Genomic DNA, 15,786 nt, shown 5'->3' on the forward strand with positions numbered 1-15,786 from the left:
CGGTGACTTACGAGAACGTCGTTGTGAGGAAGGCTAAGGAGGAATAAATGAGAGGTGGAGCTAAATGGATACCCCTTATGTATATACAGTATATCCCGTTAAGTCCTTCTTGCCAGTGAAATGGCCCTGTTATTGGTCGCGACCAAACCAGGGTTCAAAATACTCTATAAAAACAATGCATTAATAAAGGGTAGAAAAAGAGCCGGCGTGATAGATGGCCGCCCGATAATATTTATTATGTGGCCGCAGGCCACATAAACAGGCTGTTATGGATTTTCGAATGTTACATGGAGAAATGTATGAACAAAAACGTCGTAAAAATATTTTTTAAATATTTTTCTATTGGGGTGGTTCTGCCGGGATGTCAGTCAGCTACCCAACTTGAAAGTTCGTTTGATGCGAACTATTTGAAAGATAGCGCAGACTTAGTTTTCTATTCGCCAAATTTTTCCGCACAAAACATGCCACCTATAATGGTCGGCTATGCTTATGTGGAAACTTATGAAAAAAGCAATTTTTGCGGTAATGATAAAAAATATATAGGTAAAACCGTTATCACTCGCTCTCAAAAAATGCAAAATTCCAAGATTCCATCAGGTGAAGTGGTGGCTAATGTTGGCTACTATGCTGTAGGAGCTGGAGGTTTAACCGGAAATTTATATTATTCATTCACTGTAACCCCTGGGGCTAATTACAAAATAACTTTGACAGAGGCGCGCCCTTTGGTTACTAGTTTTTCAGTTTCTGTCGAAGAAATAAATCAAATTTCGAACAACTCTAGTAGGCTGAAAGTTGTAACTGGAAAGAAAAATATATGCGAATAAATATCCATAACAAGGGCGCGCAGTTGGCCGCTGAAAAGCGCGGCAGGACAGCCAAAACTCCGCACCTTTTTGTGCAAACGCTCCGCTTATTTTCGCACAAAAAGCCGCTCCATTTTGGCTGCCTCTGGCGCCGGCGTTGGGCGGCACTGGCAGCGAGTTCGGCCAGTTTCGTGTCGGGCAACATTCTCTTCACTGCAGGAGTACGAGCATTGTTACTCTACAATTGCGCCAGAGGATAATTGACGGAAAGCCATGTCGGCACATTTAATTTTAAGTCTTGTAAGTTTGATAGTTTTGGGCGACGGGTGGTCTACCATTGCTGACGGCAAAGTGGCCAACCAAGACATATTGTTTTGGGCGAAGTTTCTGGGTGCCCATCTCGTTTTCATCGGATGCATTTGGTACCAAGCCAACCACACTCGAGAGTGGTGGCGAAACCGGAAAATTTTGCGACCCGGTTCCGCCCCACGCGCGGCGGCGACCATAGACGATGAAATCGCGGCAGCTCCAACTCCGCGAGATGCTAGCGAACACCTGGCCCCAACGAACGGGGACGCGTTGGAGGGTGGAAATGTGCGTGTTTCCAGTTCTGAATGGATCACAGATTCTGAAGATTTGTCATTGACAAAGGAAATTCGATTGCACGACGGAGCGCGTTCGGTCGGCTATCAGTTTCGCTACTCAATAAAGCCGCCATTAGGTTTGGCTTCCGCCGCCCTTGGCCCCGACGCACCGTTGGGGGCGCTAATAACTCACCATTTGGGGATGGTGATCTCGCCACCACTTCCGTTTAGTGAGGGGTACTTAGCCTACAAGTTGACATCTCAAGAAATCGCTGAAAGTGAGTCCGGCACCGTGTCGGTGTCGGAAGCGGCTGATGGATCAACCGTTCTTTGGTGGGAAGATCAAGAGTTGGTGTGGAAGTTCGGAAGTTTCCTAAGTCGATGCGATAACGCTGAGTTCCAAGCTTTCGGGGAAAGTGGTTCAATATTCCACATCCCAATCCTTCGAAATGAGCACTTTGAGGCGTCGCTGGCTCACATCAAGTCGAAGGCCAAAAGCATCGGCCAAGGGGCATAGGAGGGGTGCCGCCCAACAAAGTGTTGCAGCGGACATTTGACCCGCTGCCCACTTTTGCTGTCGCAAAAGCTGGCATCGCCTCAAATGCCGCTGAACACAGGCGTTATGTGCTTTCTCAGTGCGTACAAACAAGCTTGATGATGGAGTAGTCTAAAGAATGCCCCCTAGAATTCTCTATGAAGAAACATTTGACGAAGACAAGGTTCGGTATGCTGAATATACGACGACCGAGAAAGAGGTCATTTGTGAAATATTGCTTCCCAATTCGACGCGTAAGGAGCAGCTTATAGAACTGCTTAAGCAACGCAAAATCTCAAGCCTCATAGTTAAATGGGGAGTGTGCTGGGCCGAGTATATTAGTATTGATGGCTATAATACTCACGACCTCTTGAGTTATGACGATTTTGATGAGAGTTTCTCATACGAAATCGAAGAAGTCGAAAACATGATGGGCAAACTAGTTCCCACGATGTATGGAGGAAACAGACTCCAAAGGCTGAAATTTGACATCAAAAGGGGATTCATTACCGATTTCGAGATCAAGTTTGGTCCAAAACTCCCCAAAGACTATTACGGGAACTATGATTACAGCATGTATCCGGGTGGCTATGGTCCTAGCCAGGCTTTTTATGGGGATGACTAACGGCCGCTGCCGACCGAAAATTCTCTGAAAAGTGCGAAGTTCCCATGTAGAGTCCCTTCGAACCTACTACTTCGGAGATCACATGCCAATTACGTTCAAAATCCTTAGGTCAGCCAATGCAACAAGTGACGAATTTCACCAAGCCTTCCACTGTGCAGTCACTTCTATTGAAAGCATCCTTTTCGACTACGATTTCAATGTGACTGCATATTTACCAGAAATACGCATAAGTCCTGTTTTAGCAGCTGGGCAATCTGTGTCACCAACTGAATTGGCTCGTCTGATCAAAGGTGCCTTTGTCGATGCTGAAGGCATGCTTTACCCTGAGTTTGCCCAGGTTCGAAAAGGCACATAACAAGTAAAGGCACAGGACGTCAAAACCGCCGCTTCGCTCAGGTTTTGCCGCCCGTGCTTTAGGCGTTAAGAGCCAATGGGCTGATGGATATTAAAAGCAAAAACAAAGAAGAAATTTATAGGCATCTAAAAGAAGGCAGGATACTTACAATCCCAATTTCTGAAGACCCGAACCTATCCAATGTTTTAGATTATTACTTGAGCAGTATGGAGTTAAAGTACACGTACAATACTTTTGGCAATATGTTGACGAACCAGTCGGATAGAGAGTGGCTGGCCATCGTAAATCTACCTAATATTTTTCGCCTGTACTTTAAATACCGACATCTTTTGAAAATCGGATACGCATGGCGACAACTTCGATGGATCAAAGTAGAAATTAATGAAGGTGAGTATAGGCTCAGTGCGGTAAAGAGTAAAAACGAGCTTCCGAGGAGCATATGGGGCTCTTAACAAGTAAGTGGTGCGGGACTCCGGTGCTGACGCACCTCCGCCCCACACTTAGGCGTTATGTTTATTGCTTTTCGCTAGGATGGCTATGAGACGACTGAATGAGAGAGAGGAAGTTGCTGTTCCATTGGGTATGCTTTTTGTGCCAATTATCCTAATGCGCACAAGTAATTATCAGGTGGCGGTTTTTGGTGTAGTCCTTTTTTTCGCGATTTATATTTTTTATTCAAAGTACTTTTTCCCAGATACGCGATCTAAGATTGTTGCTCTCTTGGGCGCCGTTACAGTTGGAATTTATGGGCTTGATTCGTGCCGGAATGGAAAGTGTAACGATTACTCTCACGATATATTTGAAGGTATAGTTTGGTCGGATAGTGTTTACATAGCATACCTAGTTACGGTCTCCTTCCTAATCTTTAAAAACTATAGAAAGAATTATCGATAACATGATGATCTTGATAGGTGGAACTAGAAAACATAACAATCACGCGCAGTCAGCCGCTGAAAAGCGCGACGGGACAGCCAAAGCTCCGCACCTTTTTGTGCAATCGCTGCGCTCATTGTTGCACAAAAACCTGCTCCGCTTTGGCTGCCTCTGGCGTGGGCGTTATATGGGAATCGAATGATTGATGCACGCTACAACTGCAAGAGGTATGTTGCTGAATTCTCAGAGCTGTCCGAAGAGCTGCTGGCCAAGTATGATCTTTCATCATTTGATCTTGCCAGTTTTCAAAGTGAATTTGGCGAAAGTGACGCCAGTAATCCAATGTTTGATTGTTATCAGATTAACGTAAGCGCTCAATAAACCCCATCTAAATTTTCTGCTGCGACTTGGCTACGCTCCGGATTTTCCTGACCTGGAGCATCCTATGAGCACTGAACCTACCTCATCCAAAGAGCAATTCTGGCAAACGCACTTCATCGCCTGGGAAGCCAGCGGCCTGTCTCAGATCGAGTATTGCAAACAGCATGACCTCAAGCCGTCGAACTTCGCTTACTGGCGCACACGGGCTAATAAAAAACGCCGGAAGTTCATGCCACTGTCGCCCCCGGTGACAAGCGATCGCTTGGTGCTCGGTTTACCCCATGGCATACGCCTCGAGTTGCCCGCTCACGCGCTGGCCGAGGTGCTGCCAACCGTGCTCCGGGCCTTGCGGGAGTCAGCGTGATGCTTCGCCCATCGCCGAGCGTTCACGTCTATTTGTACCTGGAGCCCGTAGACATGCGCAAGTCCATTGATGGGCTGGCCCTGCTCGTTGAGAGTGAACTGGCGCTCTCCCCGATGTCAGAAGCGCTGTTCGTCTTCTGCAATCGGGGACGAGACAAGATCAAAATGCTGTACTGGGAGCGCAATGGCTTTGTGCTCTGGTACAAGCGCCTTGAGAAGCAGCGTTTCCGCTGGCCACGGGAATCAGCCTTCTTGTATGAGCAGCGTGATGGCCGCGACTTGAATTATCTGCTCGACGGCTTTGATATCTGGGCCCAGCGGCCCCATCAAACCCTGCATTTCGACTCGGTATCCTGAGCTCCCTCCAGTATAATAGGGCGCTATGACAGCGCCTTCTCCACAGTCCCTGCCTGACGATATCGATGCATTGAAGACTCTGCTTCTGAAGAAGGAGCAGCGCATCCACCTGCTTGAAGAACAGATTCGCTTGTTCAAGCAAAAGCGCTTTGGGTCGAGCAGTGAGAAGAGCGACCAGCAGGCTGAGTTATTTAACGAGGCCGAGTTGATCGACATGATGGAGTCGGCGTCGGAAGCCGAAGCGCTTGAGTCGGCAGCGCCAGCTCAGCGAGAAGCGGCTCCCCGTAAAGCCAAGCCCGGCCGCAAGCCGCTTCCGGCAGACCTGCCCCGCATTCGCATTGAACATGACCTGCCCGACGCCGACAAAGTCTGCACCTGTGGTTGTGTGCGTGACTGTATTGGCGAAGACACCAGCGAACAGCTGGACATCATTCCGGCCAAGGTTCAGGTACTGGTGAACGTTCGTAAAAAGTATGCCTGCAAACAGTGCGAAGGCAACGTCAGTACTGCACCACTGCCGCCGCAGCCGATTCCCAAGAGCAAGGCCAGCCCGGGCTTGCTGGCCCACATCGCTGTTGCCAAATACCAGGATGCACTGCCGCTGTACCGGCAGGAGGGTATTCTCGGGCGCAGCGATATCGATCTCCCCCGCCATACCTTAGCGCTGTGGATGGTCAAGGCGGGCCAGTTGGCACAGCCGCTGATCAATCTGTTGCAGGATCACTTGTTAAGCTATCCGGTACTGCGGTGCGATGAAACCACCGTGCAGGTGTTGAAGGAGCCGGGTAAGGAGGCCCAGAGCCACTCCTATATGTGGGTGCGGGTCGGCGGGCCACCCACGCAGCCCATCCGGCTTTACCATTATGCTGACAGTCGCCGGGGAGAGGTGGCCCAGCAGCTGTTGATGGGCTACCAGGGCTATGTGCAGACCGATGACTATGCGGGGTACAACGGGGCCTGCGCCCAAGCGGGTATTACCCAGCTGGGCTGTTGGGCACATGCCCGCCGCAAGTTTGTGGAAGCGCAGAAGGCCGTCGGCAAGCAGAAGAAGGCAGGTAAGGTCGATATGGCGGTGAGCATGATCGCCAAGCTCTACGCGATCGAGAAGCGGGCAGAGACCCTGTCGCCGGAAGCGCGCTACACCCTGCGTCAGCAGGAGAGCGTTCCCCAGCTCCAAGCCATCCGCGTCTGGCTGGACAAAACCCTGCATACTACTCTGCCCAAAGGATTACTGGGCAAGGCTCTGAGCTATCTGGAGAAGAACTGGAGCAAACTGACCGTCTACACGCAGGACGGTCGGCTCGGCATAGACAATAATCCGGCAGAGAACGCGATCCGCCCCTTCGTGGTGGGGCGCAAGAACTGGCTGTTCAGCGCCTCGACCTCGGGCGCCACCGCCAGTGCGAACCTGTACAGTCTGATTGAAACGGCCAAGGCGAATGGCCTGGAACCCTTTGCTTACCTGAAGCGGGTGTTTACTGAATTGCCCCGAGCACAAGGCCTTGAAGACATCGAAGCGTTACTGCCATGGCAGATGCCCACAATGGCTCCCGAGGTAGTGAAGGTGGCCTCATGAAACGGGTGATGAAAATCGACATCGATCATCTCGATATCGACGAACTGATGGCGTTAAACCAGCGTATTGTTGAGCGCCTGAAGATGCTGGAATCGATGCACGCACACCAGTCGATGATGCAGTTCCACCCCGGCGCTCGGGTCAGCTTCAGCTCCCCGCAGGGCGACCGGGTCCTCGCGACCATTATGAAATTCAATCGCAAGACGGTCACCGTGGTGACAGACAGCGGGCAGCGCTGGAATGTCTCACCGCACCTGCTCTCGGCGGTCAAGGATGCCGCGCCGTCGTCCGTGATCGATGGGCGATTAGAAAACGACTGAACGCAACGGTGGGGTTTGTTGAGCGCTTACAGATTAACAAGGAAAACGTTGCCTTTATAAAACGCTATCTAAAGGAAGAGCCAGATTGGGATTTCATCAACAAATCTTACTTCGTCGAAGCAAGTTCCATATAACAAGCGGCTTTTGTGTGCCGCACAAAATGCGTGCGGCAGGGACGGCTACGCTGTCGCTTCGCCGCCTCAAAGCCGGGCGTTATGTGTGGATCGCGCAAAGGAGTAGAGGTGTCAAGGAATAACCTTCGCGTTGTAGTCGCAAGCGATATCAACCCTCGGGACGGTATTGGTGTAGAGATTTACATCGATGAAGACTTGGTACTCGAGATTTTCAGGGACGAGTACCGCATAAGCGATGACCGAAGTGATGTGCAACTTGATAAGGTTGAAGTACTTCTAAGGTCATCATATTGGGCTAAAGAAAGGCCGCGAGAGACCATGGTGGTCTCAATAGAGAATAGCATTTGTTTTTCGCTGCTTCACAAAAATGAACAGGTTGGATTTGCGAGAGTTGTTACTGATTTCGCTTCTGTCGCTTATATCGCTGATTTAATAATTCATCCGGATCATCGTGGTAGGGGCCTTGGGAAATGGATGTTTGGCAAGATCAGCAACGATCCGCGTTGGAACGCGAAGTTTCAATTTCTTGCAACCGATGATGCTCATGGGCTGTATGAGCAGTTTGGGTTTTCTGGCAGTAGCAAGTTAATGAGCACAAAAATATAACAGGCGGTAGTCGTCGCGGCTGTGGTTTCTGAGGGTTGAAGCCCCGCTGTTTGATGGTGTAGGTGGATTCGCATAACATCATCGGCATCGATTTGGGCGCTTGCTCGTTCTACACACTCTATACAGACTTTGGTCCGCTAATCTCATGAAAAGAATTCATCGCTGCGTTGGTACGCCATGCCGCTGACCAGACGCCGTATTCTCGGTCTTGTGCCTGCCGTTGCAGGTGTATCGCTACTGAGCGCATGTGGTGGTGATGCCGGGCACGGCGGATCGTTTATGGTGGATGATGAAACGCTGTTGCCGCCGCTGGGGGCGGGCGATGCGGCGTCGGTATTTCCCTCGTCGGTGGCGAGCGGTGATCCTACGCCCTCGGGCGTTATTCTCTGGACGCGCCTTGAGCAATCGGCAATCGAGCCTGATCAGGATGTGTTTTGGGAAGTGGCCGAGGATGAACGCTTCTTGCGTCGGGTCGCGGCTGGGCGCGTTCCGGTGTCGGTATTATCACCGGAGAGTGATTACGCTCTGAGGTTGGACGTAGATGGGTTATTGCCCGCCAACCGATTCCTTTATTACCGCTTCGCCCACGCTGGCGTGTCCAGTCGCGCGGGGCGGCTGCGAACATTACCCGAATCGGACGATGAGGTTGCGAGCCTTCGTTTGCTTGTGGCGTCTTGTCAGGACTATACCCTCGCGTATTTCCATGCCTTTGGCGAAATGGCGCAGCGAGAGGCTGATTATGTCCTTCACATGGGCGATTTTATTTACGAAAGCGCCATCGTGCCGCTACGGCCCATAAACCTGCCCTCGGGTGGGCAATATGCGAGCTCGCGGGAAGACTTGCTGACGATTTATCGCACGCATCGTAGCGACGCGAATCTGCAAGCGCTGCTGGAAGCGCACACGCTGATCTGCACCTTTGATGACCACGAGTTTGCCAATGATCTGTACTTCGATGGCGAGCGCCCGCGCGGTCCCGATCATCCGCTGGACGGTGATCCGGAGGCCTATGAATGTCATCGTCAACATGACGAAAACCAGGGCCACCATTTAGCCTGTTAGGCCTTTGGCCCACTGTGCAGTAAGTTTATTATTTTTATCCATATCGCTTTTGGCTGTGTAAAAGTATGCCGCTGCGTGAGCCTGCTGCGGATATCAGAGCGATCCGCCTAGCGTTCGGCGTTGTGGCACTTTCTTGAGCGTGGTATACAAAGCGGCAAATTGATGGGGGGACATATGCGCATAGCTTCTTGGAACGTGAACGGTATTCGCGCGGTAATGAAGAAAGAGTTTCTGGAGTCGGTGGCGACGCTGGATGCCGATGTTTTATGCCTGCAGGAAACCAAGGCGCAGGACGACCAAGTGGCCGCGGCGCTGGAAACCCTTGAGGGTTACCACATTTACAGCAACTCGGCGGAGCGCAAGGGCTATTCGGGCGTGGCTATTCTGAGCCGCAAAGCGCCGCTGCGAGTGTTCGCGGATATTGGCATTGATGAGCACGACAAGGAAGGGCGCGTGCTCACTGCTGAGTTTGACGACTTTTACCTGCTTACCGTTTACACCCCCAACTCCGGCAGTGAGCTGGTGCGCTTGCCGTATCGCGAGCGCTGGGATCGTGATTTTCTGGCCTATGTGAACAAGCTCTGTGAAGACAAGCCGGTACTTATGTGTGGCGACTTCAACGTCGCCCACACTGAAATGGATATCGCGCGCCCCAAGCCCAATTACAATAAAAGCGCGGGTTACACCCAAAAGGAGATCGACGGGCTGGACCATATTCTGGCGGCCGATTTTGTTGATACCTATCGCGCCCTGCATCCGGAAACGGTGAAATACAGCTGGTGGAGCTACCGTGCCGGTGCCCGTGGTAAAAATATTGGCTGGCGGATCGACTACTTCCTCGGCAATCGCGACTTTGTCGAGCAGCGAGTGACAGCGGCGGAGATCTGGAATGATATTCACGGCTCTGATCACTGCCCGGTCAGTGTGGATTTGAGCTAGGCGAGGCAAAAGCAGGGCCAGTGATGATACGAGGGCGACAGGGCAATGGCATCTGAGGCGGAAAAAGGCCGTGTGGAAGTCAGCATTTTCTGCCGCTTTGCCGAGGCCGCAGGCCTGGATTACCGCGACGTTGAAAAACAATTGCCGGAGGGCGGCAAGCCGGATATTCGCTGTCGGCTCAATGAACACGTTACCTATTTTGAATTGACCGAGGCCTGCTCGGAAGACCTGGCCAAGGCGGTCGCCGGGGCAGGGCGCGTTGACAGCGAGGCCCTCGCCCGCGTTACCGACTACACCTCTGCGACCTACCTGAAGAAAATTGCCAAGCGCTACCAAGTGAGCGAGCCCGTTGAGCTACTGATCTACAACATTGGCCGCACGCTGCTGCCCGATAAGGTGATTATCGACAATCTGCGCAAGCTCGCGCAGCGTGATAAAGGCCAGTTTCGCCGTGTGTGGTATTTCGGCGACAGTGTTGTTCAGCTCTAGCGTGGTGATGTGAAGGGGGGAGTTGTCATGGAAAAGGCCGGGGCGGCTTGGCGTTGAGGCGACGTAGATGATCTATCCGCTGTCGGGAATATTGCTCGGGCCGGTCTTATTAGCTCAGGGTCGCTATGTGCGCGGCACTACGCCGCGTCTGCCCGAGGCCGCGGGGCCGCGCTCGGGGCAAATGGGCGACAGCGGGCAAGCACTGCGCTTGTTGTTGGTGGGCGACTCTGCGGCGGCGGGGGTTGGCGTTGCCCGCCAGGAAGAGGCCTTGCTGGGCCAGTTGGTCGCCGGTCTCGCGCCGTTGCGGCCGCTACATTGGCGCCTGCTGGCGCGCTCCGGCGATACCTCCGCACAGTTATTGGCACGTTTAGCCCGCGAGCACGCTGACTCCGCCGACGCCGTGGTGATGTCTATTGGGGTGAATGACGTGCTTGCCGCCACTGGGCGGGGCCGGTGGCGTAACAACATTAGCGAGATTATCCGCCTGCTGCGCGAGCGCTTTGCCGCCAAGCATATTTATTTTTCCGCGCTCCCTCCCATGCACGCCTTTCCTGCATTGCCGCAACCTCTGCGTTGGTGGTTGGGCCTGCGCGCCCGGCAATTAAATACCGAGCTGAGACAGCTTGTTGAGCCGCTGGCAGACTGCAGCTACGTTCAGGTGCCATACGCCCTACACCCAGCGGCTATCGCCGAAGACGGTTTTCACCCGGGCGAAGCGGCCTATCGGGAGTGGGCGCGCTATCTTGTTGACGAGGTGGGGTTGGGCCGCGGTCACTGACGCTGAGCTATACCATTACCGAATCATGAGTTGACGCGCTGCCTTGAGTGTTCGTTGGATTGTCTCGTTATTCCTTGAGTTGTAAATGAGTGCCGGCCGCTATTTTCGCGGCTTACGCCCCCCGTTTTCCGCGGCTCTACTATGCTGAATTCAGTCTTTGCATTTGACACTGCACGCTAAGTCTATAAAGTGACATAGCGGTTTGCGCGGCTAGGCGGTTGCGTCAGTCGGAGCGTGGAGGAGGACACCCGTGAATAATAAGATAATGTTAGTCGTTTTTACCCTACTGCTTGCCGCGTGCGGCGGCGGTAGTTCAAGTAGCAGTAACTCGGGTGGCAACCCAGACCCCGGCAATGGCGGTAACCCCGGTGGCCCCGGTACGGTCGATGACCGCGTAAGTCTGCAAGTGCTGTCGAACCGACCTGACCTAGTCTCTGCTGGCGATGTGTTGGTAGAGGTGGTTGCGGAAGATGCAGCCGCCGTCGACGAGCTGGTACTGCTGCGTAACAACACCGATGTGACTCGGCTGCTGCAAGCTGACCCGGACAATCCGCTGCGCTTGTTGGCCCTGGTTGATGGCCTGAGCGTCGGCGAGAACACCCTAAGCACCAATATTGGCAACAGCCTGACGGTGGTAAACCACCCCTCTGGCGGCCCCGTGTTTACCGGCCCGCATATTCAGCCCTGGAAGTGTCAGGACAGCGCTGTGGACGAAAACTGTAACCAGCCTGTTGAGTACCGCTGGTTGTACAAGTCCAGTAACTCCCTGCAGGGCGGCTTGCAGCCTTATGACCTGGACAATCCGCCCGATGATGTGGCGATGACCACCACGGATAACGGTGAAACGGTGCCGTTTATTGTGCGCCAGGAAATTGGTTATCAGGCCCGCGATCAATACACGATATTTACGCTGCAAAAAGTCGGTGAAGACTGGACGCCAATGCAGCCGCAGTCGCAGTGGAACCGCCGCCTGTTGGTGACCCACGGCGGTAACTGTCGCGGCGACCACGACACCAGCTCAGCGCGCACAGACGATTACGCTGGCACCATTCCCGGCAACCCGCTGATCGAGCAGTCTTATATTACTGCGCTGGGGCTGGGTTGGTCGGTGCTGTCCACTGCTCAGCTGAACCTGGGCCACAACTGTAACTTGAGCTATCAGGCCGAGTCGCTGCTGATGGCCAAAGAGCGCTTTATCGAGCAGTACGGCGAGCTGCGCTACACCGTTGGCACAGGCTGTTCAGGCGGCGCGATTACCCAAAACATGATCGCCAATGCCTACCCCGGCCTGTATCAGGGCTTGCTGACCACCTGTACCTACCCGGATGTGATGAGCACCGCGACCCAGTTTGCGGACTACCACATTTTGTTGAAGTACTTCGACTTTAACCTCGATACCACCGAGCCCAGTACGCCGGAAGACCTGATCGCTCATGTGGAAAACATCGTCGGCGCGCAAGTTGCCCGCGATGGCACGCCGTTTACGGTGCTGCAGCAGAATGCCATTTACGGCCACCTTAATGGCATCGTGAATGCCTCGCTAGCCGACTCAGCGCTGTTTGCCGAAGCGGTCGACCCCGCGTCTAACTGCGGGGGAGTGAGTGCCGAGGAGCGCTTTGACCAGGACACCAACCCCGGCGGTGTGCGCTGCGATGTACTAACCTTTATGCAAAATATGATCGGTGAGCGCGAGCGCTTTCCCGCCGAGGACCCCCGCGACCGCTGGAGCCAGATTGAAAAAGACCTGGGTTATGCGTTCTCGGGTTTTCCGCTGGGTAATGAAGGGGTGCAGTACGGCCTAACGGCCTTGCAACAGGGTATTATTTCGCCGGCGCAATTCCTGGCGCTCAACACCAATATTGGCGGTGTTGACCCCAGCCTGAATGTAACCCAGGAGCGTTTAAAGCCGGACTACCCGGCGCTGCCCAATGCTTACCGCACCGGCATTATGAACACCATTGTGAATATGGATACGGTGCCCATCATTAATATGACCGGCCCAGATCCCGGTGCGGCCCACGACAGCGTGCATGGTTACTGGGTGCGCTGGCGTCTGGAGCGGGAGTTCGGCCACCGCGACAACTTTGTGCACTGGGGCGGTCTGACACCGCTGGTTGGCGACCTGAATTATATGAATCAGTCGCTGGTCGCGATGGCCTCCTGGCTGGACGCCATTGAAGCCGACACCAGCGATACGCCACTGGCACAAAAAATTATCGCCAATAAGCCCGACGATGTGCAGGACCAGTGCAATGGCATTCTCGGTGAGATGTGCCCGGAAGAGTTGATGCTGGTATTCGGTACGCCGCGCACGGTGGCCGGCGCCGATAAATATGGCGACCAGGTGCAGTGTGAACTCCGGCCTTTCAGTCGCAACGACGACTACGGTCTGGGGAACGTAATGTGGCAGGAAAGCGATTGGCAGGCGCTTGAGCAAACCTTTGCGACCGGCGTTTGCGACTGGACCAAGCGCCCGCTGGAATGGCAGCGCACGATCACTTGGCTGAAATACCAGGATGCTCAGGGCGATGTGATTACCGGTGGCGAGCAAATGACGCCCGCTGCCTTCCCGGCCGGTTGGGCGAGCCCGGCGTTTGCCAAGACCTGGGAGCCAGGCTGGCAGCAGTAAGCCGACAGTCGTAACAAGGCGGCCTCAGGACGGGCGGGATAGTGAATCATCCCGCCCGTTTCTGTATGGTGTGCGCTCTTTTTGTGACTGCGACTCGCCTCATGCCCGATCACCACTATTCTGAATTGCGCCTCATCAGTGCCGATGGCACGCCACTATTTGCCCGTGAATGGCGTCCGGCAGGGCCTGCCAAGGCCTGGGTAACCCTGAGCCACGGCACCAGCGAACACTCCGGTCGCTACGCCCATGTAGCGAAGGCATTTAACGATGCGGGCCTTGGCCTGGTGATGGCCGACCTGCGCGGCAGTGGCCAGAGCCCCGGAAAACGCGGCCATATCGAGCGGTTCTCGCAGTATTGTGACGATGTTAAGGCCGCGATCCGGCACACCCAGAGTCATCAGCCTGCCGTGCATTTTCTGGGTGGGCACAGCCTGGGCGGCTTGATCGCAGCCTGTATAGCGACTGAAAACCCCGAGGGTATCGATGGCGTATTTTTAAGCTGCGCCGCTTTTCAGTTGGGTTTTGCACCCGCGCCCTGGAAGCTGGCGCTGAGCCGCGTACTTGCCACACTGTGGCCCAGCCTGCCTATTAGTAACGAGATTGATGTCGCCCAGTTGAGCCGCGATGCCAGCGTGGGGGAGAGCCAGCAGCGCGATCCTTATAACCACGGCAAAGTGACCCCCAGTATGTTTTTGGCGTTCATTCATGCCCAGCAGCAGGTGATGCAGAATGCGCCGAACATTGAGTTGCCGATGCTGGTGATGCATGGCGGCGCTGATGCCATCAGTGCCTGCGAGGGCAGCGAGCGGTTCTTCGCCAAATTGCGCAGTGACAATAAGGTGCTAAAGATCTACGACGGCATGTACCACGAGATTTTTAATGAACTGGGCAAAGAGCAAGTGTTTAGCGATGTGCTGGATTGGATGGCCAAAGTCGGCGAGCAATAAGCGCTATCTTGTCCGTGCTTCGCATCCACCGAATGGGAATAACGCGCTATAGTGCTAGCCGTTTTTGCTCAACAGTAAGGAAGAGATATGTTCAGTCATGTAATGGTTGGTGCGAATGATGTTGCTGCATCAAAGCGTTTTTACGATGCGATTCTCGGCGCCCTGGGCTATGAGCCGGGAATGATGGACGAGCGCGGCCGCTGTTTTTATTTCACCGCCAGCGGTGTATTCGCCATTACGCCACCAATTAACGGTGAGCCTGCCTGTCATGGCAATGGCAGCACCATTGGTTTTGCCGCGAGCAGCCCGGAACAAGCCGATGCCTGGCATGCTGCCGGCGTGGCCAATGGCGGAACATCTTGTGAAGATGCGCCGGGTGTGCGCGAGGGGGCAATTGGTAAATTGTACCTCGCTTATCTGCGTGACCCTTCTGGCAATAAGGTGTGTGCGCTACACCGCGTGGAAAGCTAGGTCTGTTAGTCGGCGCTAGGCCAGCCCGAGGCTGGCCAAACTGGCGCTGACCATATTGCGCTTGCTCATATGCATGAGTGAGAGCAGGGCGTTGGCGTCTTCGCGCCCGAGCAGTTTGCGCGTTATCTGGCGCTCGCTAAGGCCAGAGCGGTGCAGGGCTGCCACCTCATCGCGAAAGCCGCGAATATGGTCCAGTTTTTCCTGCAGCACGGCTTTGCCATTGCTCACCACTGCGCGGTGAGAGCAGAGCAGCGTGTCGAAGTCGAGTGATAGCACTTTCTCCAGGCTGTCGATCCACTCGCCCACATTGTCTTCAACGGTCATGTATTTCAGCCGGCTGGAAACATATAAATCGCCTGAAAATAGCCAGCCTTCATTGGGCTCTAGGTAGCACACCAGGTCGGAGGTATGGCCGGGGGTGTGAATGGGAATCAGCCTGTGGCCACTGCTGGTGTCGATATGCGTAGGCAGGGTTGCGGGCTGGCAAGCGGGAACATTCCCAAAGGTCATTCGACGGATCGCCGACAGGCGCATGCCCGCTTTTAGCCTGTCGTGATTATTCGGGTGGCTGTAAAGCGCGGCGCCGTGTTCGCGCTGAAAATAGTCGGCATTGCCGCTGTGGTCTTCGTGGTGGTGGGTCAGCACCACCTGGCGAACGGCAATGTCGGCAAAGTGCCCGCTCAATGCCTCGCGCTCGCGCGACGGCCCGGTATCGATGACGGTGTCGCCCAAACGGTAGACGATGCAACTGGCGGTAAGGTGGTAGCCGCCGCGTCGGTTAACACGGCCCAGGCGTATGCCCTCGATGCCGTTGTGAGAAATGCTGTGTATCAGTGCCATAGGTCTTATCCATTATTTGCGCCTAGCCTATCACTGCATGAGCCATGGGTTAACTTAACGGCTCGTAATGATGTGCGGAGCCGAGCCGGATAAGGGTGAACCCCGGCTTATTTTGCCAG

General features: G+C 54.1%; 18 protein-coding genes. 17 read left to right on the plus strand and 1 reads right to left on the minus strand.

The genetic code is table 11. From position 1 onward, the window contains the following. Nucleotides 1-299 precede the first annotated feature (299 nt). The 17 genes from HNR64_RS14800 to HNR64_RS14880 all read left to right on the plus strand — a co-directional run bounded on the left by HNR64_RS14800 (nucleotide 300) and on the right by HNR64_RS14880 (nucleotide 14,827). Nucleotides 300-824 carry a hypothetical protein gene (locus HNR64_RS14800; RefSeq protein ID WP_204997210.1) on the plus strand — a complete coding sequence of 175 codons (525 nt, stop codon included), beginning with the start codon at nucleotides 300-302 and terminating at the stop codon, nucleotides 822-824. 252 nt (nucleotides 825-1,076) lie between these two features. Then, nucleotides 1,077-1,904: a hypothetical protein gene (locus HNR64_RS14805; protein ID WP_204997211.1), complete on the plus strand. Its 828-nt coding sequence runs from the start codon at nucleotides 1,077-1,079 to the stop codon at nucleotides 1,902-1,904. Between the two features lie 157 nt (nucleotides 1,905-2,061). Beyond that, complete coding sequence (locus HNR64_RS14810; RefSeq protein WP_204997212.1) at nucleotides 2,062-2,547, plus strand: hypothetical protein; 486 nt, start codon at nucleotides 2,062-2,064, stop codon at nucleotides 2,545-2,547. An 82-nt stretch (nucleotides 2,548-2,629) separates the two neighbouring features. Continuing rightward, nucleotides 2,630-2,902, plus strand: coding sequence for a hypothetical protein (locus HNR64_RS14815; protein WP_204997213.1), 273 nt, complete (start codon nucleotides 2,630-2,632; stop codon nucleotides 2,900-2,902). A 1,071-nt stretch (nucleotides 2,903-3,973) separates the two neighbouring features. Then, nucleotides 3,974-4,156, plus strand: a complete 183-nt coding sequence (locus HNR64_RS14820; RefSeq protein ID WP_204997214.1) for a DUF7683 domain-containing protein — start codon at nucleotides 3,974-3,976, stop codon at nucleotides 4,154-4,156. A 64-nt stretch (nucleotides 4,157-4,220) separates the two neighbouring features. Next, the gene (gene tnpA, locus HNR64_RS14825) at nucleotides 4,221-4,520 is read left to right on the plus strand and encodes an IS66 family insertion sequence element accessory protein TnpA (RefSeq protein WP_204997215.1); all 300 of its coding nucleotides are present in this window, start codon (nucleotides 4,221-4,223) and stop codon (nucleotides 4,518-4,520) included. Continuing rightward, complete coding sequence (gene tnpB, locus HNR64_RS14830; RefSeq protein ID WP_239547903.1) at nucleotides 4,520-4,876, plus strand: IS66 family insertion sequence element accessory protein TnpB; 357 nt, start codon at nucleotides 4,520-4,522, stop codon at nucleotides 4,874-4,876. Before tnpA ends, tnpB begins: the two co-directional genes overlap by 1 nt. A gap of 25 nt (nucleotides 4,877-4,901) precedes the next feature. Then, nucleotides 4,902-6,452 carry an IS66 family transposase gene (gene tnpC / locus HNR64_RS14835; protein WP_204997217.1) on the plus strand — a complete coding sequence of 517 codons (1,551 nt, stop codon included), beginning with the start codon at nucleotides 4,902-4,904 and terminating at the stop codon, nucleotides 6,450-6,452. Continuing rightward, entirely contained in the window at nucleotides 6,449-6,772 is a 324-nt protein-coding gene (locus HNR64_RS14840; RefSeq protein ID WP_239547898.1) for a hypothetical protein, read from the plus strand. The genes tnpC and HNR64_RS14840 overlap by 4 nt, the downstream gene beginning before the upstream one ends. 242 nt (nucleotides 6,773-7,014) lie before the next feature. Next, complete coding sequence (locus HNR64_RS17420) at nucleotides 7,015-7,512, plus strand: GNAT family N-acetyltransferase (protein ID WP_204997218.1); 498 nt, start codon at nucleotides 7,015-7,017, stop codon at nucleotides 7,510-7,512. Between the two features lie 177 nt (nucleotides 7,513-7,689). Further along, complete coding sequence (locus tag HNR64_RS14850; protein WP_204997219.1) at nucleotides 7,690-8,574, plus strand: alkaline phosphatase D family protein; 885 nt, start codon at nucleotides 7,690-7,692, stop codon at nucleotides 8,572-8,574. Between the two features lie 174 nt (nucleotides 8,575-8,748). Beyond that, entirely contained in the window at nucleotides 8,749-9,513 is a 765-nt protein-coding gene (locus HNR64_RS14855; RefSeq protein ID WP_204997220.1) for an exodeoxyribonuclease III, read from the plus strand. Between the two features lie 45 nt (nucleotides 9,514-9,558). Next, nucleotides 9,559-10,002, plus strand: a complete 444-nt coding sequence (locus HNR64_RS14860) for a hypothetical protein (RefSeq protein ID WP_204997221.1) — start codon at nucleotides 9,559-9,561, stop codon at nucleotides 10,000-10,002. Between the two features lie 67 nt (nucleotides 10,003-10,069). After that, entirely contained in the window at nucleotides 10,070-10,780 is a 711-nt protein-coding gene (locus tag HNR64_RS14865; RefSeq protein ID WP_204997222.1) for an SGNH/GDSL hydrolase family protein, read from the plus strand. A 250-nt stretch (nucleotides 10,781-11,030) separates the two neighbouring features. Continuing rightward, complete coding sequence (locus tag HNR64_RS14870) at nucleotides 11,031-13,409, plus strand: DUF6351 family protein (RefSeq protein WP_204997223.1); 2,379 nt, start codon at nucleotides 11,031-11,033, stop codon at nucleotides 13,407-13,409. An 83-nt stretch (nucleotides 13,410-13,492) separates the two neighbouring features. Beyond that, on the plus strand, nucleotides 13,493-14,356 hold the full coding sequence (locus HNR64_RS14875) for an alpha/beta fold hydrolase (protein WP_204997224.1): 864 nt from the start codon (nucleotides 13,493-13,495) through the stop codon (nucleotides 14,354-14,356). Nucleotides 14,357-14,443: 87 nt separating this feature from the next. Then, nucleotides 14,444-14,827 carry a VOC family protein gene (locus tag HNR64_RS14880; protein WP_204997225.1) on the plus strand — a complete coding sequence of 128 codons (384 nt, stop codon included), beginning with the start codon at nucleotides 14,444-14,446 and terminating at the stop codon, nucleotides 14,825-14,827. 15 nt (nucleotides 14,828-14,842) lie between these two features. Here HNR64_RS14880 and HNR64_RS14885 read toward each other — a convergent pair whose 3' ends face one another. Next, a complete protein-coding gene (locus HNR64_RS14885) occupies nucleotides 14,843-15,667 on the minus strand; it encodes an MBL fold metallo-hydrolase (protein WP_204997226.1) in 825 nt (274 codons plus the stop codon). Between the last annotated feature and the right edge of the window lie 119 nt (nucleotides 15,668-15,786).

The organism is Spongiibacter marinus, assembly GCF_016906995.1.
Classification (GTDB): Bacteria; Pseudomonadota; Gammaproteobacteria; order Pseudomonadales; family Spongiibacteraceae; genus Spongiibacter; species Spongiibacter marinus.

What these genes read in the sequence shown, in the direction of transcription:
- HNR64_RS14800 (WP_204997210.1), top strand. Translation starts at nt 300, where the DNA reads ATGAACAAAAACGTCGTAAAAATATTTTTTAAATATTTTTCTATTGGG.
- HNR64_RS14805 (WP_204997211.1), top strand. Translation starts at nt 1,077, where the DNA reads ATGTCGGCACATTTAATTTTAAGTCTTGTAAGTTTGATAGTTTTGGGC.
- HNR64_RS14810 (WP_204997212.1), top strand. Translation starts at nt 2,062, where the DNA reads ATGCCCCCTAGAATTCTCTATGAAGAAACATTTGACGAAGACAAGGTT.
- HNR64_RS14815 (WP_204997213.1), top strand. Translation starts at nt 2,630, where the DNA reads ATGCCAATTACGTTCAAAATCCTTAGGTCAGCCAATGCAACAAGTGAC.
- HNR64_RS14820 (WP_204997214.1), top strand. Translation starts at nt 3,974, where the DNA reads ATGATTGATGCACGCTACAACTGCAAGAGGTATGTTGCTGAATTCTCA.
- tnpA (WP_204997215.1), top strand. Translation starts at nt 4,221, where the DNA reads ATGAGCACTGAACCTACCTCATCCAAAGAGCAATTCTGGCAAACGCAC.
- tnpB (WP_239547903.1), top strand. Translation starts at nt 4,520, where the DNA reads ATGCTTCGCCCATCGCCGAGCGTTCACGTCTATTTGTACCTGGAGCCC.
- tnpC (WP_204997217.1), top strand. Translation starts at nt 4,902, where the DNA reads ATGACAGCGCCTTCTCCACAGTCCCTGCCTGACGATATCGATGCATTG.
- HNR64_RS14840 (WP_239547898.1), top strand. Translation starts at nt 6,449, where the DNA reads ATGAAACGGGTGATGAAAATCGACATCGATCATCTCGATATCGACGAA.
- HNR64_RS14850 (WP_204997219.1), top strand. Translation starts at nt 7,690, where the DNA reads ATGCCGCTGACCAGACGCCGTATTCTCGGTCTTGTGCCTGCCGTTGCA.
- HNR64_RS14855 (WP_204997220.1), top strand. Translation starts at nt 8,749, where the DNA reads ATGCGCATAGCTTCTTGGAACGTGAACGGTATTCGCGCGGTAATGAAG.
- HNR64_RS14860 (WP_204997221.1), top strand. Translation starts at nt 9,559, where the DNA reads ATGGCATCTGAGGCGGAAAAAGGCCGTGTGGAAGTCAGCATTTTCTGC.
- HNR64_RS14865 (WP_204997222.1), top strand. Translation starts at nt 10,070, where the DNA reads ATGATCTATCCGCTGTCGGGAATATTGCTCGGGCCGGTCTTATTAGCT.
- HNR64_RS14880 (WP_204997225.1), top strand. Translation starts at nt 14,444, where the DNA reads ATGTTCAGTCATGTAATGGTTGGTGCGAATGATGTTGCTGCATCAAAG.
- HNR64_RS14885 (WP_204997226.1), bottom strand. Translation starts at nt 15,667, where the DNA reads ATGGCACTGATACACAGCATTTCTCACAACGGCATCGAGGGCATACGC.